The sequence below is a fragment of the Paracoccus sp. pheM1 genome (assembly GCF_018499825.1).
Taxonomy (GTDB): Bacteria; Pseudomonadota; Alphaproteobacteria; order Rhodobacterales; family Rhodobacteraceae; genus Paracoccus; species Paracoccus versutus.
On the sequence record NZ_JAGXCX010000001.1, the window covers coordinates 441,994 to 468,935 of the forward strand.

A 26,942-nucleotide genomic window follows, 5' to 3' on the forward strand; every position below is an offset into this window, starting at 1 on the left:
CGTTGCGGCCCGTTCTAATCCACCAGCCGCATCGCTGCACTCTCGCCCCAATGCGCGAAGGGCAGCACCCGCCCGTTGCGGCGGCTTTCGGCCACGAGGTCCAGGTCCACCTCGGCCTTGACCCATCCGGGTACGTCCATCAGCCCCTCGGCCAGGACACCGCTTTCGGGCCACAGCCCGTCCGGGGGCGCATAGATCGCCGCGGCGCCGCGGTTCTCGTCGATGGCGGGGTTCCAGTCCACATCGCCCACGGTCGGCGCCTGCACCACGACGCATTGGCTTTCCAGCGCGCGGGCCATGGCGCCGATGCGGACCCGGTTGAACCCCGCCACCGTGTCCGTGCAAGAGGGCACCAGCACCACCTCGACCCCCGCCTCGGCCAGCACGCGGCCCAGCAGCGGAAACTCGCTGTCATAGCAGATCAGCACGCCCAGCCGCCCGACCTCGGTGTCAAAGACCCGCAGGCCGGGGGCGCCGACCACGTCCCAGTCCTCGCGCTCGAACCGGGTCATGACCTGCTTGTCCTGATGGCCGATCCGCCCTCGCGGCCCGAACAGCACCGCGCGGTTGACCGGGCGCGGCCCGTCGAAACAGGGCCCCGAGGCGGCCAGGATATGCACCCCATGCCGCGCCGCCAGGTCCGCATGCAGCGCGTCGCGCGCGGCCTCGTGCCGGGCGACCTCGTGCAGCGAGGCTTCCAGGTCGCCCGCGACCAGCGGCCCGCCCAGCGAGGCCAGCTCCATCGCGCCATATTCGGGAAAGACCAGCAGGTCGCAATCGGCCGCCTGCTCGACCCAGGCCGAGATCTTGGCGCGATAGGCGTCCAGATCCGCCAGCCAGTCGAAGGGATAGGCGGCGGCGGCGATTTTCACGATCCGACTCACAGGGTTTTCATCCAGAATTGCAGGGGTTTGCGGGAAGGTTCGGCCTCGCCGATGTCCTTCCATTCGAAGCCGGCGACCGCGCCCGGCAAGGACGCATAGCCGCGCTTCAGCCAGAACCCGTCCAGCGGGCGATAGCCCTGGGGCCGCAGCGGGTGGTCCTCGGGGCGGATCACGCTGCAAAAGGCGCTGTAGCGGCGGCCAAGCGCCCGGCCCTGCGCCTCGCGCCCGTCGAAGAAGGCGTGGCCCAGGCCATGGCCGCGATATTCGGGCAGCAGCACCGATTCGGCGCAATAGAAGATCTCGTCCAGCCGCTCGGGCCGGTTGGCGAAGGCGGCGGCGAAATCGCCGGCATGGTCCTCCATCGGCGCGCCGGTCGCGGCGCCGACCATGCGGTCGCCGTCCCAGGCCGCGACCACCACCGCGCCGGGCGACTGATAGGCGCGCAGGTAGTCGCGTTCATAATCCAGGTCGCCGTCGTAGAGATAGGGCCAGTCGCGGAACACCGCGATGCGCAGCCGCGCCAGGTCGTCCAGCGCGGCGGCGACCGCCTCTCCGGTCAGGCATTCGGTGCGGATCACGCCGAGACCTGCCCCGAAACCTCCCCCGAAACCTGGCGCGTCCAGTCGGCGAGGTTGTAATAGGTCGTGACCCGCGCGATCCGGCCGTCGCGGATGGTGAAGAAGGCGCCGGCGGGCAGGACGTATGTCTGGCCCTGCGCCTCGGGCAGGCCCTCGTCGGTCGCCAGATAGGTGCCGTTGACCACGAATTCGGCCGCCGCCCGGTCGCCCGCCTCGTTGGCGAAGATCACCATGTCGGTCAGTTCCTCGCGATAGCTGCGGGTCATGTGGGCGTTGAACGCGGCGAAGGCGGCCTTGCCGCGGCGGATGCCGCCCTCGTTGACGTGATGCTCGACCTCGTCATGCAGATAGCCCAGCATCTCGTCGGTGCGGCCGGCGTTGAAGGCGTCGTAATAGGCGGCGATCAGGGCCTTGGTATCCATGGCGGTCTCCTTCTTTGGTCCCCCCTCTAGCGCGCCGGGTGCCTGTCGTCACCTCCGCCCTTTGGCGGAGATGGCCCCCTTTTCACCTTGCTTGAGGGAGTCTGAGGATTTCCTCGTGCGTTTTGATTGCGTCCTCGATGTTTTCGAAGAGGATGAGGCCTGCGTTGTGCAGGACGGCGCCCATGGAGCACATGGAGCGGATCATCGGCATGGAATGGCTGACGACGATGGCCGAGGAGCGGGCCATGCGCTCGGCGAAGACGCGCTGGGACTTGGCGCGGAAATTGGCGTCGCCGACGCTGGTGACCTCGTCCACCAGGTAGGTGTCGAAATGGATGCCCATCGAGGTGCCCATCGCCAGCCGCGAGCGCATCCCCGAGGAATAGCTGCCGAAAGGCTGGTGGTAATGCTGGCCCAGCTCGGCGAAATCGGCGACGTAATCGACCAGCTCGTCGGTGTCCACGCCGTAGATCCGCGCCACGAAGCGCACGTTCTGCGCCCCGGTCAGCTCGGGGTGGAAACTGCCCGAAAACCCCACCGGCCAGGAAATCGTGCCGTCCGACAGCACCCGGCCCGCGGTGGGCAGCACCGTGCCGGCGATGATCCGCAAGAGCGTCGACTTGCCGGCGCCGTTGCGGCCCAGCAGCGCCACCGAGGCCCCGGTCGGGAACTCGGCGTTCAGGTTGTCCGCCACCAGCGTCTCGCGGCCCTTGAGCCGGTAGATCTTGGTCAGGTTCTCGAGCCGGATCATCGCGCTAGCGGCGGTCGCGGACGCTGTAATAGACCAGCACCAGGATCGACCAGCCGGCCAGCAGCATGCCGGTGATCATCGCCCAGAGCCAGGGCCGGTTCGGCTCGGTCGCGCTTTGCGCCACCTTGGGCTCGATATGGGCGGCCAGGTAGCGGGCCTGGCGCTGCGCCTCGGCCAGCGCCGTCTCATGGGCGATGCGGGCCGAGCGATAGGCGCCCTCGGCGAATTCGCGGTCCACGGCCAGCTTTTCGTATTCCGCCATCAGCTGGGCATAGCTTTCGCCGGCCGGGCCCTGGCCCTCGGCGCCGAACTTGGCCCGCTCGGCCTCGATCAGCCGGCGCAGCGCGTCGATCTTCTGCTGGGACTGGGTGACGCGGTGGTCGGTGGGCTGGGCATTGTCCAGAAGCAGGTCGTGGGCGACCAGCGCCTCGGCCAGCTGCGCCTGCAGCCCGCTCAGCACCCCCATCTGCCCGGCGAGGTCGGCCTCGGGGTCGACGATCTGCGAGCGCATGCGGAAGGCGGTCATCGCCTGGCGGGTCTCGGTCAGCTCGGCGCGGGCCTTGTCCAGCTCGGCCTTGGCCAGGCGGGTGGCGTCGTCCTGGGCGATGGTCGAGAGCGCGTTGATCTTGTCCGAGCTTTCCTGGAACACCGCGGCGGCGATCTCCTGCGCGTCCTGGGCGGTGAAGGCGCTGACCTTGAGCGTGATCAGCTGGGTGCCGCTGTCGTAGAGCACCTTGACCTGGCGCTGCCAGTAGTCGGTCAGCTCCTCGACATGGCCCTCGGGGTCGAAGGCGAAGACGAAGTCATGCGGCCAGGCGCGCGCGTAGCGGGCGCGCAGGTCGAGCCGGGCGTCGATCCTTTCGACCATGTCCTGGCTGCGGATGTATTCGTAGAGGATGTCGGTGTCCGAGGCGCTGCCGCCGGCGCTGGCCAGCGGCGCCAGCCCGCCCAGGAGGTCGATGGCGGGGGTGGATTGTTCCTTGCGCACCGAGAAGCCGACGGTCGAGACATACTGGTCCTCGGCGCGCAGCCAGAGATAGCCGGCCCAGATGAGGCTCGGCAGCACCACCAGCGCCAGGAACGATCCCAGGATCAGCCAGTGCCGGCGCCGCGGCTCGGCCATGCGGGCGGGCGGGCGCAGGGGCTGGGCCGGGGCGGGGGCCGCCGGCCGGCGCGCGGGCGGCTGGGCGGCAGGCTGGGCGGCGGGCTGGGCCGGCGGCATGGGCCGGACCGGGATCGGCTGGCCCTGCGGGCGCAGCGCCGGCGGCTTGGCCTGGGACTGCGCCGCCAGCCGGCGCGCCCGCGCCGCCCTGCGCTCCCGCGCCAGTTCCTGCGCCGTCCTCTCCTGCGCCGTCTTTTCCTGGGCGGCCTCCTGCGGTGGCTCCGGCTTCGCCTGCGCCGGGTCCTGCGCCGGTTCGGGCTGGCGCTTCGTCTCCGCCCGTGCCCCTTCCCGTGCCCCTTCCGGCGGCTTCGGCGGCGTCACGCCCAAGCCCTGCCGGTTCTGGAAGGGGCGCTGCGGGCCAGCCTGGGCGGTAGTCTGCGAGACAGCTTGCGGCCCCGGCCGGGATGCGGCCTGGGTTGCGGATTGCGGTGCGGGCGCGGCCGGCCGGGGCGCGACAGCCTCGGCCTCGGCCTGCCGCGGCAGGGCGGCGCCCGGCTGCCGGGTGGCGGGCTCGGCGGGCTGGCCGGCCTTGCCGCCGGCCGGTGTGGAGGGGGTGGTCACGGGCAGGTGCGCTTTCGCTGGTTTACCTTTCGGGCGCAGTTGTTACATATTGCCGCCCGTCCAGACCAGTGTTTGCGTTCACATGTCCGATACCGCCCCGGAAATCCGCCACCCCCAAGGCCCGGCCGGCCAGGCCCGTGCCGGCCAGACCCGTGCCGGCGAAAGCCCAGCCGACGAAAGCCCAGCCGGCGCAGCCCATGCGGGCCCGACCCGCCGGCCGCAGCGCCCGTCGCGCAACGGGCCGCGCTTTCGCATGCCGCGCACCGTGGTGGCCCTGATGCTGCGCGAGATGGCCACCAGCTACGGCCGCTCGGCCGGCGGCTATGTCTGGGCGGTGCTCGAGCCGGTGCTGGGCGTGGCGCTTTTGTCGGTGCTGTTCAGCATGGCGCTGCGCAGCCCGGGCCTCGGCTCGAACTTCCCGCTGTTCTATGCCACCGGCTACCTGCCCTTTGCCATGTTCACCGACCTGGCCAACAAGACCGCCGCCTCGATCCGCTTCTCGCGGCCCTTCCTGGCCTATCCCAGCGTGACTTTCCTCGATGCGCTGCTGGCGCGGGTGGTGCTGAACGCGCTGACCCATGTCGCGGTGATCGCCATCGTGATCGGCGGCATCTTCCTGGCCTACCAGCTGCCGGGGCCGGTGGACATGGCCGGGGTCTTCGAGGCGCTGCTGCTGGTGGCGCTGCTGGGCACCGGGGTGGGGACGCTGAACTGCTACCTGATGAACGCCTTCCCGGTCTGGGAGCGGATCTGGCACATCCTGACCCGGCCGCTGTTCCTGATCTCGGGGGTGATCTTCCTTTACGACATGATGCCGGTCCGGGCGCAGGACCTGCTGTGGTACAACCCGCTGATCCATTGCACCGGGCTGATGCGCCGCGGCTTTTACGCCACCTACGAGGCCAGCTATGTCAGCCAGGCCTATGTCGTCGCCATCGCCCTGGTCTTCCTGCTCGCCGGCCTCGCCCTGCTCGAGAGAAACCACCAGAAACTCCTCGAACGATGATGCGCGGGGGCGGCGTCGCCCCGGCCCGCCGCCTTTCCGTGATCCGGGCCGTGATCCGGGCCGTGACGCACGCCATGTCCTGTGCCGTGCCCTCGCCGCCCAGGGCCGGATCGGAGCGCGCACCAGGCAGGCGCACAGGCATCGGCCCCGCCGAGAGCACGAACCCATCGGCTCCAGGCCCGCCGGCACCGGCAGCGCCTCTGCATCCGGCCATGCCCAGGCTTGAACCGCAGGCTCCAGGCCCGGCGCCGATCACGGGGCAATGCGCTGCGCCCCCCGACCGCCACCGGAAAGCGGATGCGGCATTCGTGCAGGACGGCGCGCAGCGCCTCCGGGATCATCGCCGCATGATGCTGGAACACGCCGTGCAGGCCGCCGACCGCGACATCCCTTGGCCAGCAGGGCCGGGCGATGCGCTGCCGAGGGGGCGAGGGCGCGCCACCCCGACCTTGTCGACCGGCTGCTGAGCGCCTCTCCGATCACGGGGCAATGCGCTGCGCCCCGCGACCGCTAGAGAAGCAGGTCCGAGGCGTTCAACTGCTCCAGCCCGCCCAGCGCGATCGTCAACTCGGCCGTGCCATCGCCGTCCAGGTCGACCAGCAGCCGATGCGCGCCGGCCTGCGACCAGTCGGCGCGAACCTGCCCCAGCCCGGAAAAATCATCGGTGCCGATGAAGGTCAGCCACAGGCCAGAAAGGTCGATCCTGTCCTCGTTCGACTGGAAATCCAGGATGACATCGATGCTGCCGTCCAGATCCTCGGCGGCCGAGAACACGAACACATCGGCCCCAAGCCCTCCGGCCAGCGTGTCGGAACCCGCCCCGCCAGCCAACGTGTCGCTGCCGTCGCCGCCCTGAAGCAAGTCGTCGCCCGCCCCGCCGAACAGACTGTCATGGCCGGCCCCGCCGATCAGGGTGTCGTTGCCCTCACCGCCGAAAACGTCGTCGTTGCCTGGGCCGCCGTCGAGCAGGTCGGCGCCGAGATCGCCGAACAGGCTGTCATGGCCTGCCCCGCCAAGCAGCGTATCGTCTCCGTCGCCGCCATGGATCAGGTCGTGGCCTTCGTCGCCATGAAGTACATCCGCCCCTGCATCGCCGTAAAGCGTGTCATGGCCGGCCCCGCCGTTGAGCGTGTCATTGCCGTCGCCACCCCAAAGCATATCGTACCCATTGCCGCCGAGGAGCGTGTCGTTTCCCGATCCTCCTTCAAGGATGTCGTCGCCCGCATCGCCACGAAGCAGATCATTGCCGCCGTCGCCTCGCAGCGTATCGTTGCCATCGCCTCCATAGATGAGGTCGTCACCGTTTCCGCCCCAGAGCAGGTCGCTTCCGTCTCCGCCGTAGAGCAGGTCGTTTCCGTCGTCGCCGCTTAGCGTGTCGTTTCCAACCTGGCCCCAGAGCGTATCGTGGCCCGCTCCCCCGACGAGGCTGTCGTTTCCGTCTCCGCCGAAGAGCAGGTCATCGCCCGCATCGCCACGAAGCAGATCATCGCCGCCGTCGCCTCGCAGCGTATCGTTGCCATCGCCTCCATAGATGAGGTCGTCACCGTTTCCGCCCCAGAGCAGGTCGCTTCCGTCTCCGCCGTAGAGCAGGTCGTTTCCGTCGTCACCGCTTAGCGTGTCGTTTCCGACCTGGCCCCAGAGCGTATCGTCGCCCGCTCCCCCGACGAGGCTGTCGTTTCCGTCTCCGCCGAAGAGCAGGTCGTTGCCTTCATGGCCGATGAGGGTGTCTTTGCCCGCATCACCTCGCAATGTGTCGCTGCCGGTGCCCCCGGCCAGGTTGTCATTGCCGTTTCCGCCCCAGAGCAGGTCGTTTCCGTCTCCACCCCAGAGCAGGTCGTTTCCGTGGTCGCCACTTAGCGTGTCGTTTCCGACTTGGCCCCATAGCGTATCGTCGCCCGGCCCCCCGACGAGGCTGTCGTTTCCGTTCCCACCGAAGAACAGGTCGTTGCCCTCATGGCCGATGAGGGTGTCGTTGCCGGCGTCGCCTCGCAATGTGTCGCTGCCGGCGCCCCCGGCCAGGTTGTCATTGCCGTTTCCGCCCCAGAGCAGGTCGTTTCCATCTCCGCCCCAGAGCAAGTCGTTTCCGTCGTCGCCGTAGAGCAGGTCGTTTCCGACCTGGCCCCAGAGCGTATCGTCGCCCGGCCCCCCGACGAGGCTGTCGTTTCCGTCTCCGCCGAAGAGCAGGTCGTTGCCTTCATGACCCATGAGCGTGTCGGCACCGGCCTCTGCCCTCAGCGTGTCGTTGCCCGCCCCGCCCTGGAGGTTGTCGTCCCCCGGTCCGCCCAGAAGCAGGTCGTTGCCGGCATGGCCGAAGACGTCCGAGCCGTTGCGGCTCGCGTTCAGCGTGTCGTTTCCCGCCGTGCCGGCCACCGTCGTGCGCATGTCGGGGGCCGCGTAATGCGCGATGGGGAAAAGCGAATTGTCAAAGGCGCTCGCCTGCAGCATCGTGTTGTCCCGTGTCATGACCCAGATAACCGAATTTCCGTAAAATATCCTGATTCCATAGCTTTCCGGCCGGAACCCCAGCTGCCCGACATTGCGGACCATGCCCAGGAAGGACAGGTCCAGCCGGTCCACTCCCGGCTCGAAATCGGTGATGGTGATCTTGCCGTTGACCTCGGCCGCAACAAAGATGTCCGCGCCGGCGCCGCCGGTCATCTGCACCGGGCTGCCGCCGGCGATCAGGATGTCGTCGCCGGCGCCGCCGTCCAGGCCGCGCGTCTCGGCGCTGGCCTGCATCATGTCGTTGCCCTCGGTTCCCGACTGCCAGCCTGCGCCGACCACCCGCGTCAGGCCGATCCCGCCCGGTTCGAAGACGAATTGCGTGATGCCGCTTTCCCGCCGCGACGAGGCGAAAAGCGCGATCTTGCCCTCGATCACCAGCGCCGAAAGCGCCGAGACATCGGCCAGCGCCCGGTCGTCGGTATCGACCAGCGTGGCCAGATGCATCAGCCGCCCCTCGGGCAGGACGGTGAAGACGCTGAGGCCGTCGTCGCCCCCGCCCACGAAGACGAAGGCGCGGCCGTCCAGGGTCGCGGTCGCAAGCGCGGTGGCGCCGGCAAAGCGGGTGCTGCGTTCGTCGATGACGTGATCGGCCGGCAGAAGCTCGCCCTCGTAGGTCAGGCGCATGGTGGTCAGGGACGAGCTTTGCGCCGCCGCGACCACCAGATAGGTCACGCCGCCCACCGCGACCGTGGCCAGGTGGCTGGGCTGGTCCATGCCAAGGCCGTGCCAGGACCACAGCATATGCGCCGTGCCGACCGAGCCGTCGGCATGGATCATCTGCACCGCGACGTAATTGCCCGTGGCCGAGGCCGAGATGAGGAAGCTGCGGTCGGCCAGCGTGGCCACCAGCATGTCGTCGATCTCGGTCCCCTGCACGCCCGAGCCGAGCGGCAGTGCCGCCTGGGTGACATGGGCGATGGTGCCGTCCGCGGCCTGCCGCCAGATGTCGAAGGCGGTCTGCCCGTCGCGGGCCGAATACAGGAAATTGCCCTGCGTCGTCTGGAACTGGCCCAGCCGGATCACGTCGCCGGGCAGGCCGGCCGGCCCGGCCAGGGGCGCCTCGGCGCGAAACCCGCCCTGGTCGTCCAGCCGGATGCCGGCGCCCAGCGCATCGCGCAGCCCGGTGCCGAACAGCACCGGCCCGTCCTTCAGCGTGACGATGCTGGCGTCCGGGGTGCCGCCGTAGCTCAGCGAGGCGGCATGGGGCTGGGCGCCGATCATCTCGATCGGCAGGTCGGCCGCGGTGACGCGATAGGCCGCGATGCCGCCGCCGACATGGGTGATGCTGTAGAGCGCATGCCCGTCCGGCCCGGAAAAACTCCGCAGATTCGTGATGTTGGTCACGAAGGGGGCCTGAGGGCCGATATAGGTGGCAACGTGACGGTATCGCATCGCGGGCTTCGTTGGTGGCGGGTCTGGTTCCTGTCCCGACAAGGTGCCGAACCGGCCTGCGAAGTCACGCGCAATTCCCCGTGCATTTTAATCTCCGCAGGCATAGGTTCGGCGCCAGCGCGCCGCTTGCGCGCCTTTGGGAGTTCCTCCATACGCATCCTGCGCAAGGCAAATCTGGTAGAGACAGATGCAGATCCAAAAGACCTCGCTTCCGGGCGTCCTGGTCCTTGTTCCGCGGCGGTTCGGCGATGATCGCGGGTTCTTTTGCGAAAGCTGGAGCCGCAAGACCCTGCACGAAGCGGGGCTGGACCTGCCGGAATTCGTGCAGGACAACCACTCGCTGTCGGCGGCGGCGGGCACCTTGCGGGGGCTGCATTTCCAGGCCCCGCCCCATGCCCAGGGCAAGCTGGTGCGCTGCGGGCGCGGGCGGCTTTTCGACGTGGCGGTCGATATCCGCAAGGGCAGTCCGACCTATGGCCAATGGACCGGCTGCGAGCTGTCCTTTGAAAACGGCCGGCAGCTGTGGATACCGGCGGGCTTCCTGCACGGCTTCGTCACCCGCGAGCCGGACACGGAAATCCTGTATAAATGTACTGATTATTATGCGCCGGATTGCGACGGATCGGTGGTCTGGGACAGTATCGGCATCGACTGGGGCATCGCCGGCCGGCCGATCCTGTCGGCCAAGGACGCCGCCGCCCCGTCTTTGAACGAGTTCGACAGCCCTTTCACCTATGAAGGGCCTTTTGATTACGAGGCGAGATTATGAAGATTCTGGTTACCGGCGGCGCGGGCTTCATCGGTTCGGCGGTGGTCCGGCTGGCGGTGGCGCGGGGACATTCGGTGGTGAACCTCGATTCGCTGACCTATGCCGCCAATCCCGAAAACGTGGCCTCGGTTGCCGGCAGCCCGCTCTATGCCTTCGAGCGGGCCGACATCCGCGACCGTGCCGCGCTGGACCGCATCCTGGCCGCGCACCGGCCCGACGCCATCATGCACCTGGCCGCCGAAAGCCATGTGGACCGCTCGATCGACGGACCGGGCGCCTTCATCGAGACCAACGTGACCGGCACCTACAACCTGCTCGAGGCGGCGCGCGCCTGGTGGACCGCGCAGGGCCGGCCCGAGGGGTTCCGTTTCCACCATATCTCGACCGACGAGGTCTTCGGCTCGCTGGGCGAGGCCGGGCAGTTCACCGAAGCCACCCCCTATGACCCGCGCAGCCCCTATTCGGCCTCGAAAGCCGCCTCGGACCACCTGGTCCGCGCCTGGCACGAGACCTATGGCCTGCCGGTGGTGCTGACCAATTGTTCCAACAATTACGGGCCGTTCCATTTCCCGGAAAAGCTGGTGCCGGTGGTGATCCTGAACGCGCTGCACGGCCGGCCGATCCCGGTCTATGGCGATGGCGGCAATATCCGCGACTGGCTTTACGTCGAGGATCACGCCGACGCGCTGCTGCTGGTCTTGGAAAAGGGCGTCATCGGCCGCAGCTACAACATCGGCGGCGAGAACGAGGCGAAGAACATCGACCTGGTGCGCACGATCTGCGCGCATATGGACCGGCTGCGCCCGGATGCCGCGCCGCATGACCGGCTGATCACCTTCGTCACCGACCGGCCGGGCCACGACCGGCGCTATGCCATCGACCCGACCCGCATCCGCGAGGAACTGGGCTGGCGCCCCTCGGTCACGGTCGAGGAGGGGCTGGCACGCACCGTCGAATGGTATCTGGAAAACGAGGACTGGTGGCGGCCGCTTCTGTCCCGCCAGGGTGTCGGCGAAAGGCTCGGCAGGGCATGAAGGGCCTGCTGGTCTTTGGCCGCAGCGGGCAGGTCGCGACCGAGCTTGCGCGGCTGGCGCCCGAGGCGCGCTTCCTGGGCCGCGATCGGGCCGACCTGGCCGATTCCGCGGCCTGCGCCGCGGCGATCCGCGCCTCGGGCTGCGCGGCGGTGCTGAACGCGGCCGCCCATACCGCCGTGGACCGCGCCGAATCCGAACCCGACCTGGCCCGCGCCGTCAATGCCGATGCGCCGGCCGCCATGGCGCGGGCGGCGGCGGAACTGGGCCTGCCCTTCCTGCATATCTCGACCGATTACGTCTTCGACGGCTCGGGCGAGCGGCCCTGGGTCGAAACCGACCCGACCGGCCCGCTGGGCGTCTATGGCGCCAGCAAGCTGGCCGGAGAGCAGGGCATCGCCGCCGCCGGCGGGCAATGGGCGGTGCTGCGCACCTCCTGGGTCTTTTCGGCCCATGGGGCGAATTTCGTCAAAACCATGCTGCGGCTGGGCGCCGAGCGCGAGGAATTGCGCGTCGTCGCCGACCAGCAGGGCGGCCCGACCCCGGCCGCCGACATCGCGGCCGCCTGCCTGGCCATGCTGGGCGCGATGCGCGGCGACGCCTCGCGCGGGGGGATCTATCACTTCGCGGGCAGCCCCGACACCAGCTGGGCCGGCTTTGCGCGCGAGATCATGGCGCAGGCGGGCCTGTCCTGCCGCGTCAGCGACATTTCAACGGCGGATTATTCCACCCCCGCCCGGCGCCCGGCCAATTCGCGCCTGAACTGCGCCGCCATTCAGCGGGATTTCGGCATCAGTCGCCCCGACTGGCGTGCCGGTCTCGCCAAGGTCTTGCAGGAGCTGAAACCATGACCCAATCCCAGACCCCACCCAGCCGCCGCAAGGGCATCATCCTGGCCGGCGGCTCGGGCACCCGGCTTTATCCGATCACCATGGGCGTGTCGAAACAGCTGTTGCCGATCTATGACAAGCCGATGATCTATTACCCGATCACCGTGCTGATGCTGTCGGGCATCCGCGAGATCGCCATCATCACCACGCCCGAGGACCAGGACCAGTTCCGCCGCCTGCTGGGCGACGGCAGCCAATGGGGGCTCAGCTTCGACTACCTGGTGCAGCCTTCGCCCGACGGGCTGGCGCAGGCCTATCTTCTGGCCGAGGAATTCCTGGCGGGCGCGCCCTCGGCCATGGTGCTGGGCGACAATATCTTCTTCGGCCACGGCCTGCCCTTGCTGCTAGAGGCGGCGGACCGGCGGGACACGGGCGGCACGGTCTTCGGATACCAGGTTTCCGACCCCGAGCGCTATGGCGTGGTCGATTTCGACCAGGCGGGCCGGGCGCGCGCCATCGTCGAGAAACCGGCCCAGCCGCCGTCGAATTTCGCCGTCACCGGGCTTTATTTCCTGGACGGCACGGCGCCGCGGCGCGCGGCCGAGGTCCGTCCCTCGGACCGGGGCGAGCTGGAGATCACCACGCTTCTGGAAAGCTATCTGCACGACGGCCAGCTGAGCGTCGAGAAGATGGGCCGCGGCTTTGCCTGGCTGGATACCGGCACCCATGCCAGCCTGCTGGATGCGGGGAATTTCGTGCGCACGCTGGAAAACCGCCAGGGCCTGCAAACCGGCTGCCCCGAGGAGATCGCCTTCCAGGCCGGCTGGATTTCCGCCGATGAGCTGCGGGCCAGGGCCGGGCAATGCGCCAAGAATGCCTATGGCCGCTATCTGTTGCGCCTGCTGGGCGAGGCGGAGTAGCTGGCCCGCGATCCCGACGGCGCCTGTCCGGGGCAAAGCTTGCCGGGCAGGCCGCCTGCCGCGGCGTTCGGATCGTTGCGCGGCTTGCCGCGGATCGGCCGCCTGCCGCCCAGGCCGCTGCTTTATCCCCGCCGCGTCTCTTGCTAAGAAGCCCCGGTTCTGCGCCCCTTCCGCCAGCCAACCCGTGAGCCCGTCTTGATCCAGCCTGATCCTTCCCCTCCGGTCGTCGCGGCGGTCGTCGTCACCTTCAACCGGCTGGCGCATCTGGAAAAGACCCTGACCCGCCTGCTGGCCGAACCGCTCGATCACGTCGTGGTGGTCGAGAACGGCTCGACCGACGGCACGCGCGAATGGCTGGCCGGCCAGGACGACCCGCGGCTGCTCGTCATCGAGATGCCGCAGAACGGCGGCGGTGCGCTGGGGTTCGAGGTCGGAATGCGCGAGACCGGCCGCAGGCTGGACCCCGACTGGATGGTGCTGATGGACGACGACGCCCGCCCGGCGACCGGCGCCATCGTCCGGTTCCGGCAAGGCCTGGCCGAGGGCCGCTGGCCCGGCGCCGAGGCGCTGGCGGCGGCGGTGCGCTTTCCCGGCGGCCGGATCTGCGAGATGAACCGGCCCTGGGTCAACCCCTTCGGCGACCTGCCGGTTTTCCTGCGCGTGCTGGCAGGGGGCGGCCGGGCGGCGTTTCACATTCCCGACAGCGACTACGATGTGCAGGCGCCGCGGCCCCTGGACGGCACCTCCTTCGTCGGCTTCTTCGTGTCCCGCGCCGGGGTGGCCCGCGCCGGCTATCCCGATGGCCGGCTGTTCATCTATGGCGACGACGTTCTGTATTCGCTGGGGCTGACCCAGGCCGGCGGGCGGTTGTTTTTCGCCCCGGACCTGGAGTTCGAGCATGATTGCGCGACGCAGACGGTGGGGGCGATGCCCCAGCCGCTGTGGAAGGTGTATTACCTGCATCGCAACGCCTGGTTCGTCTATCGCCGGGTCGCAGGGCGGCTGTTCTTTCCGCCGCTGATGGCGCTGATGCTGCTGAAATGGCTGCGCAAGGGCCGCCTGCTGCCACCGGCCGAGCGGCGCATCTGCCGCCGGCTGATTCGCCTGGCGGTGCGGGACGCCTTTCGCGGCGAGCTGGCGCGAAGCCATGCCCAGATCATGGCCCTGGCCAATGGTGCCGGAACGGCCGCCGCACCGGCCAATGGCGCCGGCACCGGCCCGGCCGCCGCCGGCGACGAGCGCTGAGCCGCTCGGCTATCCGAAGCCGCTCTCCGGCCCCGGCTTGGCGGATCCCGTGCCGTTGCAGGACCACTTGGCGGCCGAAAAATGCATTGCCCCGGCTGTCGTGGAAGGCATCGCCCGAGTGCAGGGGGTCCAGAAGATGCGAAAACAGGCTGCCGGCTGGGCGCCCGCGTGAAACGGTCCGGCCATGGCTGCCGGCCCGGATTGCCGAGCCTTACTGGATCTGCTGGCCGATATCCTCGATCAGGATGCGCCTGACATTCGGCCCCGCGGCTTTCCGGCCTGCCGCAAGCAGGGCTGCGCGCAGGCGTTGCATGGCCGGTTCGGCGGTGAAATTGCCGTCGAAGCCGCCGGTATTCGCCTCGATCATCAGCGCGTTCAGCAAGGCGTCCCGCAGCCGATGTTCCTGCGCCTCGATCTCTGCGCGGGCCGAGGCGGGCATCTCGACGCTCAGCGACAGGATCATGATGGCCGAGGGCGTGCCGTTGCGCAGGATCGGCACGAAGAACTGGTTGGGAAAGGCGAACCAGTCGAGGCTGGCCCCGGTGTCGGCCGCCTCGCCGCCGCCGTCCTCGCTGCCGTGGTCTGGGGCGGGATCGCCGGTCTCCGCCGCGCCCGGCTCGGCCGCCGTGGCGGCATCGCCCTGGGCAGGCTCGGCCGGTTTCGAGCCGCCCAGCATGTCGCCCCCGACCGCGCCGCCCAAGAAGGCCAGCAGGGGGACCAGGATAAGCAGGAGCTTTTTCACCGCGACCCCCTTTCAGTAAGGCAGGAGGATGTCGGCAAGCTGCTGGCCATAGCGCGGCTGCTGGACATCGCTGATCTGGCCGCGGCCGCCATAGGAAATGCGCGCGCCCGCGATGCGGTCATAGGCGATCTCGTTGCGCCGCCCGATGTCCGAGGGGCGCACGAAGCCGCTGACGGTCAGTTCGCGCACCTCGTAGTTCACCCGCACCTCCTGCGTGCCCTGGATGCGCAGCACGCCGTTGGCCAGCCGGTCCACCACGGTCGCCGCGACGCGCAGGGTCAGCTTGTCGCGGCGCGAGATATTGCCGCTGCCCTTGTAGCTCGAGGATGCCTTGGCCTCGGCCAGTTCCTCCATGCTGGCGCCTTCGGGCAGGATGCGGTCGATGCGCTGCGGCAGGCCCGCCAGCGAGGGGATGCCGACCTTGTCGGCCGAACTGCGGCTGCGCCCCGAGCTGTTCTGGATTTCGGCGCTGTCGTCGATCTCGATCACCACGGTCAGGATGTCGCCGCGGTCCGAGGCACGCCGGTCCGCCACCAGCGAATTCTGCGACACGCGCCAGAGCGAGGCCGTGCTGTCGGCCCTGTAGGGCAGTTCCTGCACGCCATGGCCCGACGAGGTCATGGCCTGGAATTCGACGCTGCTTTCGGGGGCGGTCATGTCGGGCACCTGCCCGATCTGCGTGACCCGGCCGCAGGCGGAAAGCGACAGGGCAAGGGCCAGGGCGCCGATCAGCGGGGCGGGGCGGGGGAACATGTGCTTGGGCATGGGCTGCCTTTCAGTTTTGCCGGACGATGACCGTCCCGTCGGGGGCCACGCGCCCCGAGACGGTCACGCGCGAGGTGTTGTTCATGACGCGGATGACCTGCCCGGCGCTGCCTGCCGAAAGCGCGCGGCCCTCGGCCTCGATCCGCAGGGCGGCCTTTTCATAGGCGATGGTGACGATCTGGTTGCGCCCGACCAGGGTCGGCGCGGTCAGGGCCGAGGGGTCGATGCGGCGGCCCTGGTAGACCATGACGCGCAACTGCTGGCCCAGGACCGGCGCGAGATCCTCGATGCCGCCCTGCTGGTCCGGGACCAGCGTGACGTCGCCGGCCGCGATCACCGTGCCGGCAGGCAGCGTGCGGTTGGCCACCACCGATCCGGCCAGCACCCCTTGCGGCAGCAGCATCAGCAAAAGGACGAGGCCCCGCATCAGCGCACCTGCACCGTGGTGCCGAGCATCTGGTCCGCGGCGGTGATCACCTTGGAGTTCAGCTCGTAGCCGCGCTGCGCCTTGATCAGCTCGGCGATCTCGCGCACCGGATCGACCGAGCTTTCCTCGAGGAAGCCGGCGCGGATCGTGCCCAGCCCCTCTTGCCCCGGCGTGGCGACCTGGGCCGCGCCCGAGGCCGGGGTTTCCAGGAACATGTTCGAGCCGATCGCCTCGAGCCCCTTGGCGTTGACGAAATTGGCCAGCGTGATCTGGCCCAGGTTCTCGGGCTCGACCCGGTCGTCGAAATAGGCGAAGATCTGGCCGTCGGCATTGATCGCGATGCTGCGGGCGTCCTCGGGGATGGTGATGTCGGGGACCAGCGGATAGCCTTCCGAGGTGACGACCTGCCCCTCGGCCGAGCGTTTCAGGCTGCCGTCGCGGGTATAGGCCGAGATGCCCGACGGCATCGTGACCTCCAGGTAGCCGTTGCCGTCGATGGCGATGTCGAGGTCGCCGTTGGTCTGGACCGGGGTGCCCTGCGCCAGCATGACCGCCACGCTGGCCGGGCGCACGCCCAGGCCAAGCTGCACGCCCGCCGGGACCATGGTGCCGGTGGCGGCGGTCAGCGTGCCGGGCCGGGTGGCCTGCTGGTATTGCAGGTCGGCGAACTCTGCCCGCCGGGCGTTGTAGCCCGTGGTGGACATGTTCGCGAGGTTGTTCGAGATGACATCGACGCGCATCTGTTGCGCGCTCATGCCCGATGCCGCGATTTGAAGTGCCCTCATGGCTTGTCCTTTCACCGGGTCAGCGAGGAGATGGTCTGGCGGATGCGCTGGTCTTCCTGGTCAAGGAAGCTCTGGCCCAGCTGATAGGCGCGCTGGACCTCGATCATGCGGGCGACCTCCAGCACGGGATCCACGTTGGATTCCTCCAGGAAGCCCTGGCGCAGCACCGCCTGGTCCAGCGGCTCGACCGCGCCGCCGGGGTCGAAGAGCGTGCCTGCCGTATGGCGCAGCCTTGCCGGGTCGGGGCTGGCGAAGACGCCGATCCGGCCGATCGGGTTGCCGTCGGCCGAGATGGTGCCGTCGATGCCGATCCCGACGCTGCCGACCCCGGCCGGGATCACGATCGGGGCCTCGCCGTCGTCGAGCAGCGGGTAGCCGTCGGGGTTGACCAGCTCGCCCTCGGCATTGGTCATGAAGGCGCCGGCGCGGGTCAGGCGGTTGCCCTGCGGGGTCTGGACCATCAGGAAGCCCTCGCCGTCGATGGCCAGGTCGAACTGGCCGTTGGTCTGGGTCATGCCGCCGGGGGCAAGATCGACCATGCGGCCGCGGCCATTGGCCATGGCGAGGGTTTCGCCGCGCCCGTCCAGCGGCACCATGTATTCCGAGAACACCACGCCCTCGCGCCGGAAGCCGGCGGTATTGGCGTTGGCGATGTTGTTGGCGACGGTGCGCATTTCGCGCATCAGGCCGGATTGCCGGGTCAGGGCGGCATAGATCGCGTTGTCCATGGCCTATGACCCCGCGATCTGCGGCAGGATCTGGTCGGTGAAGAAACTGGTCAGCGTCGCTGTCATGAAGCTCATGCTGACCCAGAACACCACCAGCATCAGGCCGATCTTGGGCACGAAGGTCAGCGTCATCTCCTGCACCGAGGTCAGCGCCTGGAACAGGCCGATCACGACGCCGGCGACCAGGGCCACGATCAGAAGCGGCGCCGACATGCGCACCGCGATCCACAGCGCCTGCCGGGTCAGGTCGAAGATCAGGTTCTCGTCCATGATTGCCCCTCAGACCGGCATGCGCAGGATTTCCTGGTAGGCCTCGACCACCTTGTCGCGGATGGCCACCACGGTCTCGAGCGCGATCTCGGCCTGGGCGATGCTGTGGACCAGCTCATGCGTCTCGGTCTTGCCGGTCATGGCGCCGGTGGCGGCGAGGTCGACCTGCTCCATCACGCGGGCGAAATCCGCCGCGGCGTTGGTCACGCCCTGCGGCAGCCCCTCGGCCGGGGCGACGGCATGGCGGGCGCGGTCATAGGCGGTTGCGGCGATTGTCGGTGAAATCATGGCATTGCCCCTTAGCGGCGGATCAGATCCAGCAGCGAACTGCCCATCTGGCGGGATTGTTCAAAGACGCGCAGATTGGCCTCGTAGCTGCGGCTGGCCTCTTTGGCGTCGGCAATTTCGACGATCAGGTCCACGTTGGAGCCCGCGTAATAGCCTTCGTCGTCGGCCATCGGATGCGCGGGGTCGTAGACGCGCGGCAATTCGCGCCGGTCCAGCCGGGTCGGCCCCGCGCTGACCGCGCCGGTCGGACGGCCGAAATCGACCTGTTCCTGGAACGCCACCAGCTTGCGGCGATAGCCGGGCGTGTCGGCATTGGCGATGTTTTCCGAAATATGGCGCAGGCGCACGGCCTGGGATTTCATCCCCGACACGGCCAGTTCGGTGGCGGAAAGCGGCTGGGTCATGATCGCCCCCCTCAGCTGCGGCGGCCAAGGCTGGTGCGGACCAGCGAAAGCGAGGATTTGGTCACCGCCAGCGACAGGTCGAACTGGCGCTTGGCGGCGGCGCTGCGAAACATCTCGTCCTCGAGCGAGACGGAGTTGCCGTTGGGCGCGGGCTCGCCGCCGGCATCGGCGACGCGCGCGGAGCCTGCGCCCCAGCCGGCCCCCGCCAGATGGCCCGGCCGCGAGGCGCGCATCCCCATGGCCCCCTGGCTGCGATAGGTCTCGGCAAAGCCGGCAAGATCGCGTGACCGGAAGCCGGGCGTGTCGGCATTGGCGACGTTCCGGGCGATCAGCTTCTGCCGTTCGGCGGCATGGGCCGTCAGCGAACTGGCCATCCGCAGGGTGTCGATACGGTCAAACATCGAGGCTTCTCCTCAGGTTCCGATAAACCCGGTCTTAACCTCGACTGGTTTAGAAACCCTTTCGAGGCAGGGGCGCCGGCCGGAAAAAGCGAGGACGAAATGGATAAAATGCAATCTATCGCGACGCGGATACGGCGGGTCCGCCTGACCCGGCATTTCGGCCAGGTCAGCGCGATCCAGGCGGGGGTGATCCTGGCGTGCGGGTTGAACAGCCACGCGTCCCTGGGTGATCGCGTTGTCTTTTCAATGCGTTCCGGCGAAAACCTGCGCGGCGAGGTCATTGCGCTGCATTCCGACCAGGCGGCGATCCTGCCCGAGGGGCCGATGGACGGGCTGTCGATCGGCACGCGGGTCGAACTGGTCTTTGCGCCCATGCTGGCGCCGGCGAATGCCTGGATCGGGCGAATCATCGACCCTTTCGGCAGGCCGCTCGACAGCCGCCCCCTGGTCGCAGGCGGAGAGGAGCGCGGCTTTCGTCCCGCCCCGCCGCCGGCCGCGCTGCGCAACCGGCTGGGCGGGCGGCTGGATACGGGGCTTGCGGTCTTCGACACGCTGCTGCCCCTGGTGCGCGGCCAGCGGATGGGGCTGTTTGCGGGTTCCGGCGTGGGCAAGTCCACGCTGCTTTCGGCCTTGGCCAAGGGGGTTTCGGCCGATGTGGTGGTGATCGCGCTGGTCGGCGAGCGCGGGCGCGAGCTGCGCGAATTCGTCGAGGAGACGCTGGGCAAGGAAGGGATGGCGCGCGCGGTCGTGGTCGCGGCGACCTCGGACCAGTCGCCGCTGATGCGGCGGCGCTGCGCCTGGGCGGCGATGACCGTGGCCGAGTATTTCCGCGACCAGGGCCGGCATGTGCTGTTCCTGGCCGATTCGATCACCCGCTTTGCCGAGGCGCATCGGGAAATCGCGCTGGCGGCGGGGGAAAGCCCCAGCTATCGCGGCTTTCCGCCCTCGACCTCGCATCTGATCATGTCGCTGGCCGAGCGTTCCGGGCCGGGCCCCGAGGGGGCGGGCGACATCACCGCGATCTTCAGCGTGCTGGTCGCCGGTTCCGACATGGAAGAGCCGGTGGCCGACATCCTGCGCGGGGTGCTGGACGGCCATGTCGTGCTGGACCGGGCCATCGCCGAGCGCGGGCGGTTTCCGGCGGTGGACGTGCTGCGCTCGGTCTCGCGGTCCCTGCCGCAGGCGGCAAGCGCGGCCGAGAACGCGCTGATCGCGCGGGCGCGGGCGACGCTGGGCACCTATGCCGAATCCGAGCTGATGATCCGCGCCGGGCTTTATGCGCCGGGCTCGGACCCCAGGCTGGACGAGGCGGTGCGGCTTTACCCGGCCCTGGACGCCTTCTTCACCCGGCAAGGTGCCGATGCGACGCAAAGCTTCGCGCTTTTGGCCGAGGCTTTGGGCGTTGCGGCGCCGAAACCGGGCTGAACGCGAAAGAAGTCTATGAATCCGGCGGGGTTATGGCATGATTGATGAATGTTAACCGGAGTCCCGAGGTCATTGCGCAGCCCGCGGCGCGTTGACAATCTCCTGCGGTCGAGCCGAGGAGCGTCATGGCCATCACCGAATATTTTGTCCGATATTTGCAAAGACGAGACCTGCTTTCCGAATGCGATATTGCCTGCCTGCGCGCGATTCCGACCCAGCATGCCTGTTTTCGCCCCGGCGAGGTGATCGTGCCGCGCGGGCGGATGGCCACGCGCAGCTGCATGATGCTGCGCGGCATGTCGGCTCGCCAGCACGAGCTGGTCGGCCGTCCGGGCGAGCGGGTGATCACCGCCCTGCACGTTCCGGGGGATTTCGTGGACCTGCACGCCTTCGTGCTGGCCGGGCTGGAACATGACGTGATCTCGGTCGGGGAATCCGAGGTCGAATTCGTCGATCACGCCGAGCTGCGGCAGATCACCCAGAACTTTCCGCATCTGACCCGGCTCTTGTGGATGTCCACCGCGATCGACGCGGCGATCCACCGGCAATGGCTGGTCGCGGCGGCCTCGCTGCGCTCCAGCGCGCATCTGGCCCATCTTCTGTGCGAGCTTTACACGCGGCTGGCCAGCGTGGGCGCGGCGCAGGACCACCGCTTCGTGCTGCCGTTGCTGCAAAAGGAACTGGCCGACATCCTCGGCTATACGCCGATCCATGTGAACCGCGCCGTGCGCGACCTGCGCGCGGACGGGCTGATCCGCTGGAACGGCGCCGAGGTCGAGATTCTCGATTGGCAAAGGCTGGCGCGGCTGGCGCGGTTCGATCCCGAATATCTGGAGCTGGGCCGGGCCCGGCGCTAGGCCCTATTGGCACAGCCGGAAGCCGCCGCGCCGGGCCTTGATGTCCAGGTGCAGGTGGTCGTCATGCGCCGCATTGGCGCCGGGGCCGAGGACGGTGGTGAAATGCAGGCAGGCGGTGCCGCGCGCCGCGCGCTGGAAGGCCTCTTGCAAGTCGCCGTTGTCCTGGCGCGGGCCGATCTCGATGCGGGAGCCGTCCTCGAAACGGAAGGCGGCGATGTCGAAGGCGTTGCCGAAGGCATGTTCGGACAGGTTCTCGCCCGCGGTCCCGACGGTCGCCCGGCATTGATAGGTCGAGCCCGGCTCCAGCGCCACCAGCCGCGGCTGGCCCGGCAGCAGCGCCGCGGCGGGGCGGACGAAATCGCGCAGCCAATGCGCCAGGTGCCGCGCCAGGTCGCAGCGCATGGGTGCGCCGCCCGGAATCTCGATCCCCGGCAGGGGCTGGCGCAGCAGGACCGGCCGGTCGATGCCGCAATCGCGCTGATCGGGGTCGAGGATCGGCGGCGCCTCGCTGTAATCGGCGCCCAGCAGCGTCAGCTCCAGCAGGCAGGCGGAATGGTCGAAGTCGCTTTCGCGCAGGGTCGCATGAACCGGCGGGCCGGTCGGGACGGGGGCTGCGGGCGGGGGCTCGGCCTCGGCTTTCTCCGGGGTTTCGGGATCCGGGGCGGCCTCGGCGGGCGGCTCGGGCGCTGCCTTTGCCTCTGCCTCCGCCTGGGGCTCTGCCTCCGCCTCCGGGCGGGGCGCGGGGCGGTCGGCGGCGGGGTGGTCTGGACGCGGCGCGGGGGCGTCCTGCGCCGATGCGGGGGCGGTCAGCAGCGCCGCCATCGCCACCAGAATCGGCGCCAGCCAGCGCATCCTCAGGGCTGCCCGGCTTGGGGATACAGCGTCACGCTGCCCGGCGCCTGTCCGGGCAGGCTTTCCGGCAGCACCGCGTCCGAGGGATATTCCGGCTCTTCCTGGACGGGCAGGGCGGGGGCCGCCTCGGGGACCAGCGGCTCGTTCGAGGCCGGGACGTCGGGGGTGATGACCAGCGGCTCGGGCGTGACCACGGCGGCGGCGGTCGCGGCGGCGGCCTCGGCCATGGTCGCGGCGGCGGGGATGGCGACTGCCGCGGGCGCGGCCGGCGGCAGCCGGTCGCCGCGGGCCGGCGGGCGCGTGCTGGCGATGGCCGCGACCGCCGCCGTCTGCGTTGCCGCCGCCACGGGCGAGATCCCGGTCACATCGGCGATCCGCACGCCGGGGGGCAGGAATTCGACCGTCGTCACCTTGGGCTTGACCATATGCGCCAGCTCCCATGCGTCCCAGTTGGTCAGCCGCACGCAGCCATGCGACTGGTTCAGGAACAGCTGCGACGGCGTCGCGGTTCCGTGGATGCCATAGGTCGGCTCGGACAGGTCGATCCAGACATTGCCGACCGGCGCGTTCGGCCCCGGCGGGATGATCAGCACCCGGTCGTTCTCGCCCTGCTTGAAGTTGCGGTGCGGATTGTAGGTATAGGTCGGGTTCAGCGCCACCGCATCGACCACGTGGTTGCCGTGGGGCGAGGGCGTGTCGGCCGAGCCGACGGTGGCCGGGTAGTCCGCGACCATGTTGCCCTTGGCGTCATAGGCGGCGACGCGGCGGGTTTCCTTGTCCACGATGATGCGGGTGACGCTGGCGCGGATCGGCTTGGCGGGCACGGTGGCATGGATCGTCTCGCCGGGCTGGAAGCGGGCGCCGGGGTTCAGCTTGGCCAGGAACTTCTCGTCCATGTGGAAGCGTTCGGCCAGCTTTTCCAGCACGCTGGTATAGCCCTGCGAACTCATCGCCGCCTTTTCGGCATAATCCGAGGGGATGCGGTCCACCAGGCCGGTCGCGTCCTCTTCGGTGATGGTATAGGCCATGGTCAGCGGCGCGGCGGCATAGCCCTGGAGCAGATCCCAGACCGCGTGATCCATGCGCCCCGTCATCGGCAGGCCAGAGCGGCGCTGGAAGGCCATGATGGCGCTTTCGCTCATGCCGCCGCGCCAGCCGTCCACCACGCCGGGCGAGATGCCGGCGCGGTCCAGCAGGATCTGCACCTTGGCGGTCAGCGCGGATTGGCCCGCGGGCAGGTCGGTGCCGTCATAGACGGCCGCCTCGATCTCGGCCGGGGTGATCGAGGCCAGGGCCCTGGGCTTGGGCGCCGCGACCTGCGCCGAGGTGCCGGAGGCGGGCGCTGCCGTCTGCGCCCAGCCGGCGGAAAGCGGCAGCACAAGGGTGGCCGCGGCCAGCGCGAGATGCGGAAAAAGGCCCGTGCGGGGTCGGGTCGGGAACATGCTCGGAACCGTTCTGTTTGCCTGTGGTCTTTTGCTTTTGTCGGGCACATTTGGCCAAATGTGCCGCGCAAGGCAAGCAAGAGCCGGTCAACTCGGGTTGAACGCCCGGCTCAGATCGTGGCGGCGAAGCGGTGGTGTTGCGGGAAATAGCGCCGCGTCAGCGAAACCGGCATGTTGTTCAGCCAGTCGATCCGTTCGGTGACCAGGACCGGATCGCCCGGCGCCAGTCCCAGCGCCTCGGCCACGAAGCCCGAGCCGGCCAGCGTCGCCCCGATCGCCATGCTGGCGCGGTTGATCGGCACATGGCCCAGCAGCCATTCGCAGGGGCTCATCTGCAACAGCGCCTCGCGGGTCAGGCCGGGGGTGGCGTAGCTGTTGATCCAGCGTTCCTCGCAGCAATAGGGCGCCTCGTCGGCGCTGAACCGGGCCTTGATGCGCAAGAGGCTGTCGTCGGTGCGCAGCAGCATGGCCTGCGCCACGTCGGCCGGGGGCGAACATTCCTGGTAGTCCAGCAGCGCATAGCCATAGGCCTTGCCCGCCGCCTCGATCTCGCGCCGCAGCAGGAATCGCACCATCTGCACGCGCGGGTGCTGGGCGACGCGGGTGCCGACCTTGCGCCGGCGCTCCAGGACGCCGCTTTGCGCCAGGGTCTGCAGGGCGCGGTTCACGGTGGCGCGGGCGCAGCCGAATTCGGTCGCCAGCTCGGCCTCGGTCGGGATCAGTTCGCCCTCGGGCCAATGGCCGTCGTGGATCCGGGTCAGAACCTCTTCCTGGACGGCCTGCCAGGTCATGTTCCGACGCTTGCGCTCTTGTTGTTCGGCCGAAAGTGCCTGGGCAAGGTGGCGGGGAAGTTCAATCATCTCTGGAATATGTCTTTGCGTCGAGGGGGCGGCAGAACTCGATACGTCTGGATCAAACGGTTCGCGGCACCGAGGCTGCAACAAGGCCGTGCCACATGTCTCGCCCGACCAGAGGCTTAAGTAAACTTATTGGTTTAGTTTTTGAGAGCAAATTCCCGTGAGGGTCAAGGACAATCGCGCCGGCCGGCCGTGTTCCGCCTGCCACGGTTGACATTTTGCCGGCCGGACGGGACAAATCGGGCGATTCTCAAGAGGTGTTGCCGTGTCGGAAGCTTCGATGTTCCGCGGCCAGGGCGTTTCCGCCACGGCCTGGACGGTTCTGGTCGCGATCAGCCTGTGCCACATGATCAACGACATCATGCAGTCCATGCTGGCCGCGATCTATCCGCTGCTGCGCGAGGAATTCGCGCTGTCCTATTGGCAGATCGGCATGATGACCTTTGCCTTCCAGGTCACGGCCTCGCTTTTGCAGCCGGTGGTGGGCATGGTCACGGACCGCAACCCGATGCCGCGTTCGCTGGCCGTCGGCATGGGCTCGACCTTCGTCGGGGTGCTGCTGCTGGCGCTGGCGCATGAATATTGGGTGCTCCTGTCGGGGGCGATGCTGATCGGCATCGGCTCGGCGGTGTTCCATCCCGAAAGCTCGCGCGTGGCCCGCATCGCCTCGGGCGGGCGATTCGGCACGGCGCAGTCGCTGTTCCAGCTGGGCGGCAATTTCGGGGCGGCGCTGGGGCCGCTGCTGGCGGCCTTCATCGTGGTGCCGCTGGGCCGGCCCTCGGTCGCGATCTTCTCGATCGCGGCCATGGCGGGATCGGCGATCCTGTGGCGGATCGGCACTTGGGCCGACGGGCGGCGCAAGGCCGCTTCGGCGCGTCCCGCCGAGGCCCTGCCATTCACCCGCCAGCGGGTGGCGCTGGCCATCGTGGTGCTGGCGCTGCTGACATTCACCAAGAACATCTATACCGCCAGCATTTCCAGCTATTACACCTTCTTCCTGATCGAGAAATTCGGGCTCAGCACCCAGCATGCGCAGGTGATGCTGTTCCTGTTCCTGGGCGGGATGGCGGCGGGCGTCATGCTGGGCGGGCTGGTCGGCGACCGGGTCGGGCCCTTGAAGGTGATCTGGTTCTCGATCCTGGGCATCCTGCCCTTTACCCTGGTGCTGCCGCATGTCGGGCTGGTCGCGACCGGGCTTCTGACCGTGGTGATCGGGGTGATCCTGGCCTCGGCCTTTCCGGCCATCGTGGTCTTTGCCCAGGAGCTGGTGCCGGGGCGGACCGGGATGATCGCCGGCATCTTCTTCGGCTTCGCCTTTGGCATGGGCGGGATCGCCGCGGCGGTGCTGGGGGTGATCGCCGATGCCAGGGGGATCGAATTCGTCTATCAGGTCTGTTCCTATCTGCCGCTGATGGGCCTGCTGACCATCTTCCTGCCGCGGATGGGGCGGTTGTAGAGTTCGGGCCGGGGGCGCTGCCCCCGGACCCCCGGGATATTTGGGCACGAAAGAAACATGACGACGATCAAGGCAAGGCCGATCACGGCCGATGAGTTCGCCCCTTTCGGCGAGTTGCTGACCCCGCGCGAGGCACCCAGCAAGATGATCAACGCCGGGCGCTGCGAGCGCCATCACGCGCTGGCCACGGTCGAGCGCGGCGGGGGCGAGGCGATCATCTCGATCTTCCGGTCCGAGCCGGTGAGCCTGCCCTATGACTGCGCGCTGCTGGAGCGGCATCCCTTGGGCTCGCAGGCCTTCGTGCCGCTGGGGCCCGATCCCTGGCTGTCGATCGTCGCCCCGGACGAGGGCGGGCGGCCGGGCGCGCCCATCGCCTTCCTGGTGCCGGCGGGCATGGGGGTGAACCTGCGCGCCGGGGTCTGGCACGGCGTGCTGACGCCGCTGGACCGGCCGGCCGATTTTCTGGTCGTGGATCGCGAGGGCGGGGGCGTGAACCTGGAGGAGGTCGCGATCGCCCCCGTCACCGTCGAGGCATGAGCCTGCCCGACTATGCCCTGGAGGAGGCCGCGCTGCGCGAGGGCGCGCGGTTCGTCGCCGGCGTCGACGAGGTCGGGCGCGGACCCCTGGCGGGGCCGGTGACGGCGGCGGCGGTGATCCTGGATGTCACCTGCATTCCCGAGGGGCTCAACGATTCCAAGAAGCTGACGGCGAAGCGCCGCGAGGTGCTGGCCGAGCTGATCATGGCGCGCTGCGACTGGGCCGTCGGCCATGCCAGCGTCGAGGAGATCGACCGGCTGAATATCCTGCGCGCCTCGCACCTGGCGATGTGCCGGGCCATCGCCGGGCTGCGCCGGCGGCCCTGCCTGGTGCTGGTCGACGGCAACATGCTGCCGCGCGAGCTGGACCTGCCGGGGCAGGCCGTGGTCGGCGGCGATGCGCGTTGCCTGTCGATCGCCGCGGCCTCGATCCTGGCCAAACTGTTGCGCGATCGCATCATGGTGGATTTGGCGCAACAGCATCCCGGATACGGCTGGGAGGCGAATGCCGGTTATCCGACCCCGGCGCATCGCCAGGCGCTGCTAGATCTGGGCGTGACCCCATATCATAGGCGCAGCTTTGCCCCGGTCCACAAGATATTGTGTAAAGAAGAAACTGCAAGCTGTTGATTCGAAAAAGAATTTGACGGC

General features: G+C 68.8%; 29 protein-coding genes. 11 read left to right on the forward strand and 18 right to left on the reverse strand.

Annotation, left to right across the window (positions count from 1 at the left end):
• Positions 1-14: 14 nt before the first annotated feature.
• The 5 genes from KF941_RS02255 to KF941_RS02275 all read right to left on the reverse strand — a co-directional run bounded on the left by KF941_RS02255 (position 15) and on the right by KF941_RS02275 (position 4,358).
• On the reverse strand, positions 15-872 hold the full coding sequence (locus tag KF941_RS02255) for a carbon-nitrogen hydrolase family protein (RefSeq protein ID WP_072462400.1): 858 nt from the start codon (positions 870-872) through the stop codon (positions 15-17).
• Positions 873-880: 8 nt separating this feature from the next.
• Positions 881-1,462, reverse strand: a complete 582-nt coding sequence (locus KF941_RS02260) for a GNAT family N-acetyltransferase (protein ID WP_214272438.1) — start codon at positions 1,460-1,462, stop codon at positions 881-883.
• On the reverse strand, positions 1,459-1,884 hold the full coding sequence (locus KF941_RS02265; RefSeq protein ID WP_072462355.1) for a ketosteroid isomerase-related protein: 426 nt from the start codon (positions 1,882-1,884) through the stop codon (positions 1,459-1,461). Before KF941_RS02265 ends, KF941_RS02260 begins: the two co-directional genes overlap by 4 nt.
• An 82-nt stretch (positions 1,885-1,966) precedes the next feature.
• Positions 1,967-2,635, reverse strand: coding sequence for an ABC transporter ATP-binding protein (locus KF941_RS02270; RefSeq protein ID WP_036753211.1), 669 nt, complete (start codon positions 2,633-2,635; stop codon positions 1,967-1,969).
• Positions 2,636-2,639: 4 nt separating this feature from the next.
• Positions 2,640-4,358, reverse strand: coding sequence for a capsule biosynthesis protein (locus KF941_RS02275; RefSeq protein WP_214272439.1), 1,719 nt, complete (start codon positions 4,356-4,358; stop codon positions 2,640-2,642).
• 253 nt (positions 4,359-4,611) lie between these two features.
• On the opposite strand from KF941_RS02275, the gene KF941_RS02280 reads away from it, so the two are divergent.
• A complete protein-coding gene (locus KF941_RS02280) occupies positions 4,612-5,364 on the forward strand; it encodes an ABC transporter permease (RefSeq protein ID WP_214273626.1) in 753 nt (250 codons plus the stop codon).
• Between the two features lie 510 nt (positions 5,365-5,874).
• On the opposite strand, the gene KF941_RS02285 is transcribed toward KF941_RS02280, so the two are convergent.
• Positions 5,875-9,213 (reverse strand): calcium-binding protein, encoded by a 3,339-nt coding sequence (locus KF941_RS02285; protein WP_346428954.1) that lies wholly within the window; start codon positions 9,211-9,213, stop codon positions 5,875-5,877.
• A gap of 235 nt (positions 9,214-9,448) precedes the next feature.
• On the opposite strand from KF941_RS02285, the gene rfbC reads away from it, so the two are divergent.
• From rfbC to KF941_RS02310, 5 genes are all read left to right on the forward strand, one after another.
• The gene (rfbC, locus tag KF941_RS02290) at positions 9,449-10,030 is read left to right on the forward strand and encodes a dTDP-4-dehydrorhamnose 3,5-epimerase (RefSeq protein ID WP_072463644.1); all 582 of its coding nucleotides are present in this window, start codon (positions 9,449-9,451) and stop codon (positions 10,028-10,030) included.
• Positions 10,027-11,064, forward strand: coding sequence for a dTDP-glucose 4,6-dehydratase (gene rfbB, locus KF941_RS02295; RefSeq protein WP_072463645.1), 1,038 nt, complete (start codon positions 10,027-10,029; stop codon positions 11,062-11,064). The genes rfbC and rfbB overlap by 4 nt, the downstream gene beginning before the upstream one ends.
• Entirely contained in the window at positions 11,061-11,912 is an 852-nt protein-coding gene (gene rfbD, locus KF941_RS02300) for a dTDP-4-dehydrorhamnose reductase (protein WP_214272441.1), read from the forward strand. Before rfbB ends, rfbD begins: the two co-directional genes overlap by 4 nt.
• A complete protein-coding gene (gene rfbA / locus KF941_RS02305) occupies positions 11,909-12,811 on the forward strand; it encodes a glucose-1-phosphate thymidylyltransferase RfbA (RefSeq protein WP_214272442.1) in 903 nt (300 codons plus the stop codon). The genes rfbD and rfbA overlap by 4 nt, the downstream gene beginning before the upstream one ends.
• 195 nt (positions 12,812-13,006) lie before the next feature.
• On the forward strand, positions 13,007-14,056 hold the full coding sequence (locus KF941_RS02310; RefSeq protein WP_240540194.1) for a glycosyltransferase: 1,050 nt from the start codon (positions 13,007-13,009) through the stop codon (positions 14,054-14,056).
• Positions 14,057-14,267: 211 nt separating this feature from the next.
• On the opposite strand, the gene KF941_RS02315 is transcribed toward KF941_RS02310, so the two are convergent.
• Genes KF941_RS02315 through KF941_RS02355 form a run of 9 tightly spaced genes read right to left on the reverse strand, consistent with a single transcriptional unit; the run spans position 14,268 to position 18,866 of the window.
• Entirely contained in the window at positions 14,268-14,798 is a 531-nt protein-coding gene (locus KF941_RS02315) for a hypothetical protein (RefSeq protein ID WP_214272443.1), read from the reverse strand.
• A 12-nt stretch (positions 14,799-14,810) separates the two neighbouring features.
• Positions 14,811-15,563, reverse strand: coding sequence for a flagellar basal body L-ring protein FlgH (flgH, locus tag KF941_RS02320; protein ID WP_072463650.1), 753 nt, complete (start codon positions 15,561-15,563; stop codon positions 14,811-14,813).
• A 10-nt stretch (positions 15,564-15,573) separates the two neighbouring features.
• Entirely contained in the window at positions 15,574-15,990 is a 417-nt protein-coding gene (gene flgA, locus KF941_RS02325) for a flagellar basal body P-ring formation chaperone FlgA (RefSeq protein ID WP_214272444.1), read from the reverse strand.
• Positions 15,990-16,775: a flagellar basal-body rod protein FlgG gene (flgG, locus tag KF941_RS02330; protein ID WP_214272445.1), complete on the reverse strand. Its 786-nt coding sequence runs from the start codon at positions 16,773-16,775 to the stop codon at positions 15,990-15,992. The genes flgA and flgG overlap by 1 nt, the downstream gene beginning before the upstream one ends.
• Before the next feature lie 11 nt (positions 16,776-16,786).
• A complete protein-coding gene (locus KF941_RS02335) occupies positions 16,787-17,503 on the reverse strand; it encodes a flagellar hook-basal body complex protein (protein ID WP_036760479.1) in 717 nt (238 codons plus the stop codon).
• Positions 17,504-17,506: 3 nt separating this feature from the next.
• Positions 17,507-17,773: a flagellar biosynthetic protein FliQ gene (locus KF941_RS02340; protein WP_036760481.1), complete on the reverse strand. Its 267-nt coding sequence runs from the start codon at positions 17,771-17,773 to the stop codon at positions 17,507-17,509.
• Between the two features lie 9 nt (positions 17,774-17,782).
• A complete protein-coding gene (locus tag KF941_RS02345; RefSeq protein WP_036760483.1) occupies positions 17,783-18,061 on the reverse strand; it encodes a flagellar hook-basal body complex protein FliE in 279 nt (92 codons plus the stop codon).
• Positions 18,062-18,072: 11 nt separating this feature from the next.
• A complete protein-coding gene (gene flgC, locus KF941_RS02350; RefSeq protein ID WP_036760486.1) occupies positions 18,073-18,465 on the reverse strand; it encodes a flagellar basal body rod protein FlgC in 393 nt (130 codons plus the stop codon).
• A gap of 11 nt (positions 18,466-18,476) precedes the next feature.
• Complete coding sequence (locus KF941_RS02355) at positions 18,477-18,866, reverse strand: FlgB family protein (protein ID WP_214272446.1); 390 nt, start codon at positions 18,864-18,866, stop codon at positions 18,477-18,479.
• Positions 18,867-18,974: 108 nt separating this feature from the next.
• Between KF941_RS02355 and KF941_RS02360 the strand changes: the two genes are divergently transcribed.
• Together KF941_RS02360 and KF941_RS02365 are read left to right on the forward strand one after the other, a co-directional pair.
• Positions 18,975-20,291, forward strand: coding sequence for a FliI/YscN family ATPase (locus KF941_RS02360; protein WP_214272447.1), 1,317 nt, complete (start codon positions 18,975-18,977; stop codon positions 20,289-20,291).
• Positions 20,292-20,416: 125 nt separating this feature from the next.
• Entirely contained in the window at positions 20,417-21,148 is a 732-nt protein-coding gene (locus KF941_RS02365; RefSeq protein ID WP_072463657.1) for a Crp/Fnr family transcriptional regulator, read from the forward strand.
• A 3-nt stretch (positions 21,149-21,151) separates the two neighbouring features.
• On the opposite strand, the gene KF941_RS02370 is transcribed toward KF941_RS02365, so the two are convergent.
• From KF941_RS02370 to KF941_RS02380, 3 genes are all read right to left on the reverse strand, one after another.
• The gene (locus KF941_RS02370; protein WP_214272448.1) at positions 21,152-22,000 is read right to left on the reverse strand and encodes an extensin family protein; all 849 of its coding nucleotides are present in this window, start codon (positions 21,998-22,000) and stop codon (positions 21,152-21,154) included.
• 2 nt (positions 22,001-22,002) lie between these two features.
• Positions 22,003-23,442: a L,D-transpeptidase gene (locus KF941_RS02375; protein WP_214272449.1), complete on the reverse strand. Its 1,440-nt coding sequence runs from the start codon at positions 23,440-23,442 to the stop codon at positions 22,003-22,005.
• Between the two features lie 110 nt (positions 23,443-23,552).
• The gene (locus KF941_RS02380; protein WP_214272450.1) at positions 23,553-24,302 is read right to left on the reverse strand and encodes a GntR family transcriptional regulator; all 750 of its coding nucleotides are present in this window, start codon (positions 24,300-24,302) and stop codon (positions 23,553-23,555) included.
• Positions 24,303-24,579: 277 nt separating this feature from the next.
• On the opposite strand from KF941_RS02380, the gene KF941_RS02385 reads away from it, so the two are divergent.
• The 3 genes from KF941_RS02385 to KF941_RS02395 are packed head-to-tail and all read left to right on the forward strand — an operon-like array spanning position 24,580 to position 26,921.
• Positions 24,580-25,755 carry an MFS transporter gene (locus KF941_RS02385; RefSeq protein WP_072463661.1) on the forward strand — a complete coding sequence of 392 codons (1,176 nt, stop codon included), beginning with the start codon at positions 24,580-24,582 and terminating at the stop codon, positions 25,753-25,755.
• A gap of 57 nt (positions 25,756-25,812) precedes the next feature.
• Positions 25,813-26,292: an ureidoglycolate lyase gene (locus KF941_RS02390; protein ID WP_036760810.1), complete on the forward strand. Its 480-nt coding sequence runs from the start codon at positions 25,813-25,815 to the stop codon at positions 26,290-26,292.
• Positions 26,289-26,921 carry a ribonuclease HII gene (locus KF941_RS02395; RefSeq protein WP_036760808.1) on the forward strand — a complete coding sequence of 211 codons (633 nt, stop codon included), beginning with the start codon at positions 26,289-26,291 and terminating at the stop codon, positions 26,919-26,921. The genes KF941_RS02390 and KF941_RS02395 overlap by 4 nt, the downstream gene beginning before the upstream one ends.
• The last annotated feature ends 21 nt before the right edge of the window (positions 26,922-26,942 follow it).

Coding starts and splice junctions, on each gene's coding strand:
- KF941_RS02270 (WP_036753211.1), bottom strand. CDS start 2,635: ATGATCCGGCTCGAGAACCTGACCAAGATCTACCGGCTCAAGGGCCGC.
- flgH (WP_072463650.1), bottom strand. CDS start 15,563: ATGCCCAAGCACATGTTCCCCCGCCCCGCCCCGCTGATCGGCGCCCTG.
- rfbA (WP_214272442.1), top strand. CDS start 11,909: ATGACCCAATCCCAGACCCCACCCAGCCGCCGCAAGGGCATCATCCTG.
- KF941_RS02280 (WP_214273626.1), top strand. CDS start 4,612: ATGCCGCGCACCGTGGTGGCCCTGATGCTGCGCGAGATGGCCACCAGC.
- KF941_RS02365 (WP_072463657.1), top strand. CDS start 20,417: ATGGCCATCACCGAATATTTTGTCCGATATTTGCAAAGACGAGACCTG.
- KF941_RS02375 (WP_214272449.1), bottom strand. CDS start 23,442: ATGTTCCCGACCCGACCCCGCACGGGCCTTTTTCCGCATCTCGCGCTG.
- flgG (WP_214272445.1), bottom strand. CDS start 16,775: ATGAGGGCACTTCAAATCGCGGCATCGGGCATGAGCGCGCAACAGATG.
- flgC (WP_036760486.1), bottom strand. CDS start 18,465: ATGACCCAGCCGCTTTCCGCCACCGAACTGGCCGTGTCGGGGATGAAA.
- rfbC (WP_072463644.1), top strand. CDS start 9,449: ATGCAGATCCAAAAGACCTCGCTTCCGGGCGTCCTGGTCCTTGTTCCG.
- flgA (WP_214272444.1), bottom strand. CDS start 15,990: ATGCGGGGCCTCGTCCTTTTGCTGATGCTGCTGCCGCAAGGGGTGCTG.
- KF941_RS02335 (WP_036760479.1), bottom strand. CDS start 17,503: ATGGACAACGCGATCTATGCCGCCCTGACCCGGCAATCCGGCCTGATG.
- KF941_RS02265 (WP_072462355.1), bottom strand. CDS start 1,884: ATGGATACCAAGGCCCTGATCGCCGCCTATTACGACGCCTTCAACGCC.
- KF941_RS02340 (WP_036760481.1), bottom strand. CDS start 17,773: ATGGACGAGAACCTGATCTTCGACCTGACCCGGCAGGCGCTGTGGATC.
- KF941_RS02370 (WP_214272448.1), bottom strand. CDS start 22,000: ATGCGCTGGCTGGCGCCGATTCTGGTGGCGATGGCGGCGCTGCTGACC.
- KF941_RS02360 (WP_214272447.1), top strand. CDS start 18,975: ATGCAATCTATCGCGACGCGGATACGGCGGGTCCGCCTGACCCGGCAT.
- rfbD (WP_214272441.1), top strand. CDS start 11,061: ATGAAGGGCCTGCTGGTCTTTGGCCGCAGCGGGCAGGTCGCGACCGAG.
- KF941_RS02345 (WP_036760483.1), bottom strand. CDS start 18,061: ATGATTTCACCGACAATCGCCGCAACCGCCTATGACCGCGCCCGCCAT.
- rfbB (WP_072463645.1), top strand. CDS start 10,027: ATGAAGATTCTGGTTACCGGCGGCGCGGGCTTCATCGGTTCGGCGGTG.
- KF941_RS02390 (WP_036760810.1), top strand. CDS start 25,813: ATGACGACGATCAAGGCAAGGCCGATCACGGCCGATGAGTTCGCCCCT.
- KF941_RS02380 (WP_214272450.1), bottom strand. CDS start 24,302: ATGATTGAACTTCCCCGCCACCTTGCCCAGGCACTTTCGGCCGAACAA.
- KF941_RS02385 (WP_072463661.1), top strand. CDS start 24,580: ATGTTCCGCGGCCAGGGCGTTTCCGCCACGGCCTGGACGGTTCTGGTC.
- KF941_RS02355 (WP_214272446.1), bottom strand. CDS start 18,866: ATGTTTGACCGTATCGACACCCTGCGGATGGCCAGTTCGCTGACGGCC.
- KF941_RS02395 (WP_036760808.1), top strand. CDS start 26,289: ATGAGCCTGCCCGACTATGCCCTGGAGGAGGCCGCGCTGCGCGAGGGC.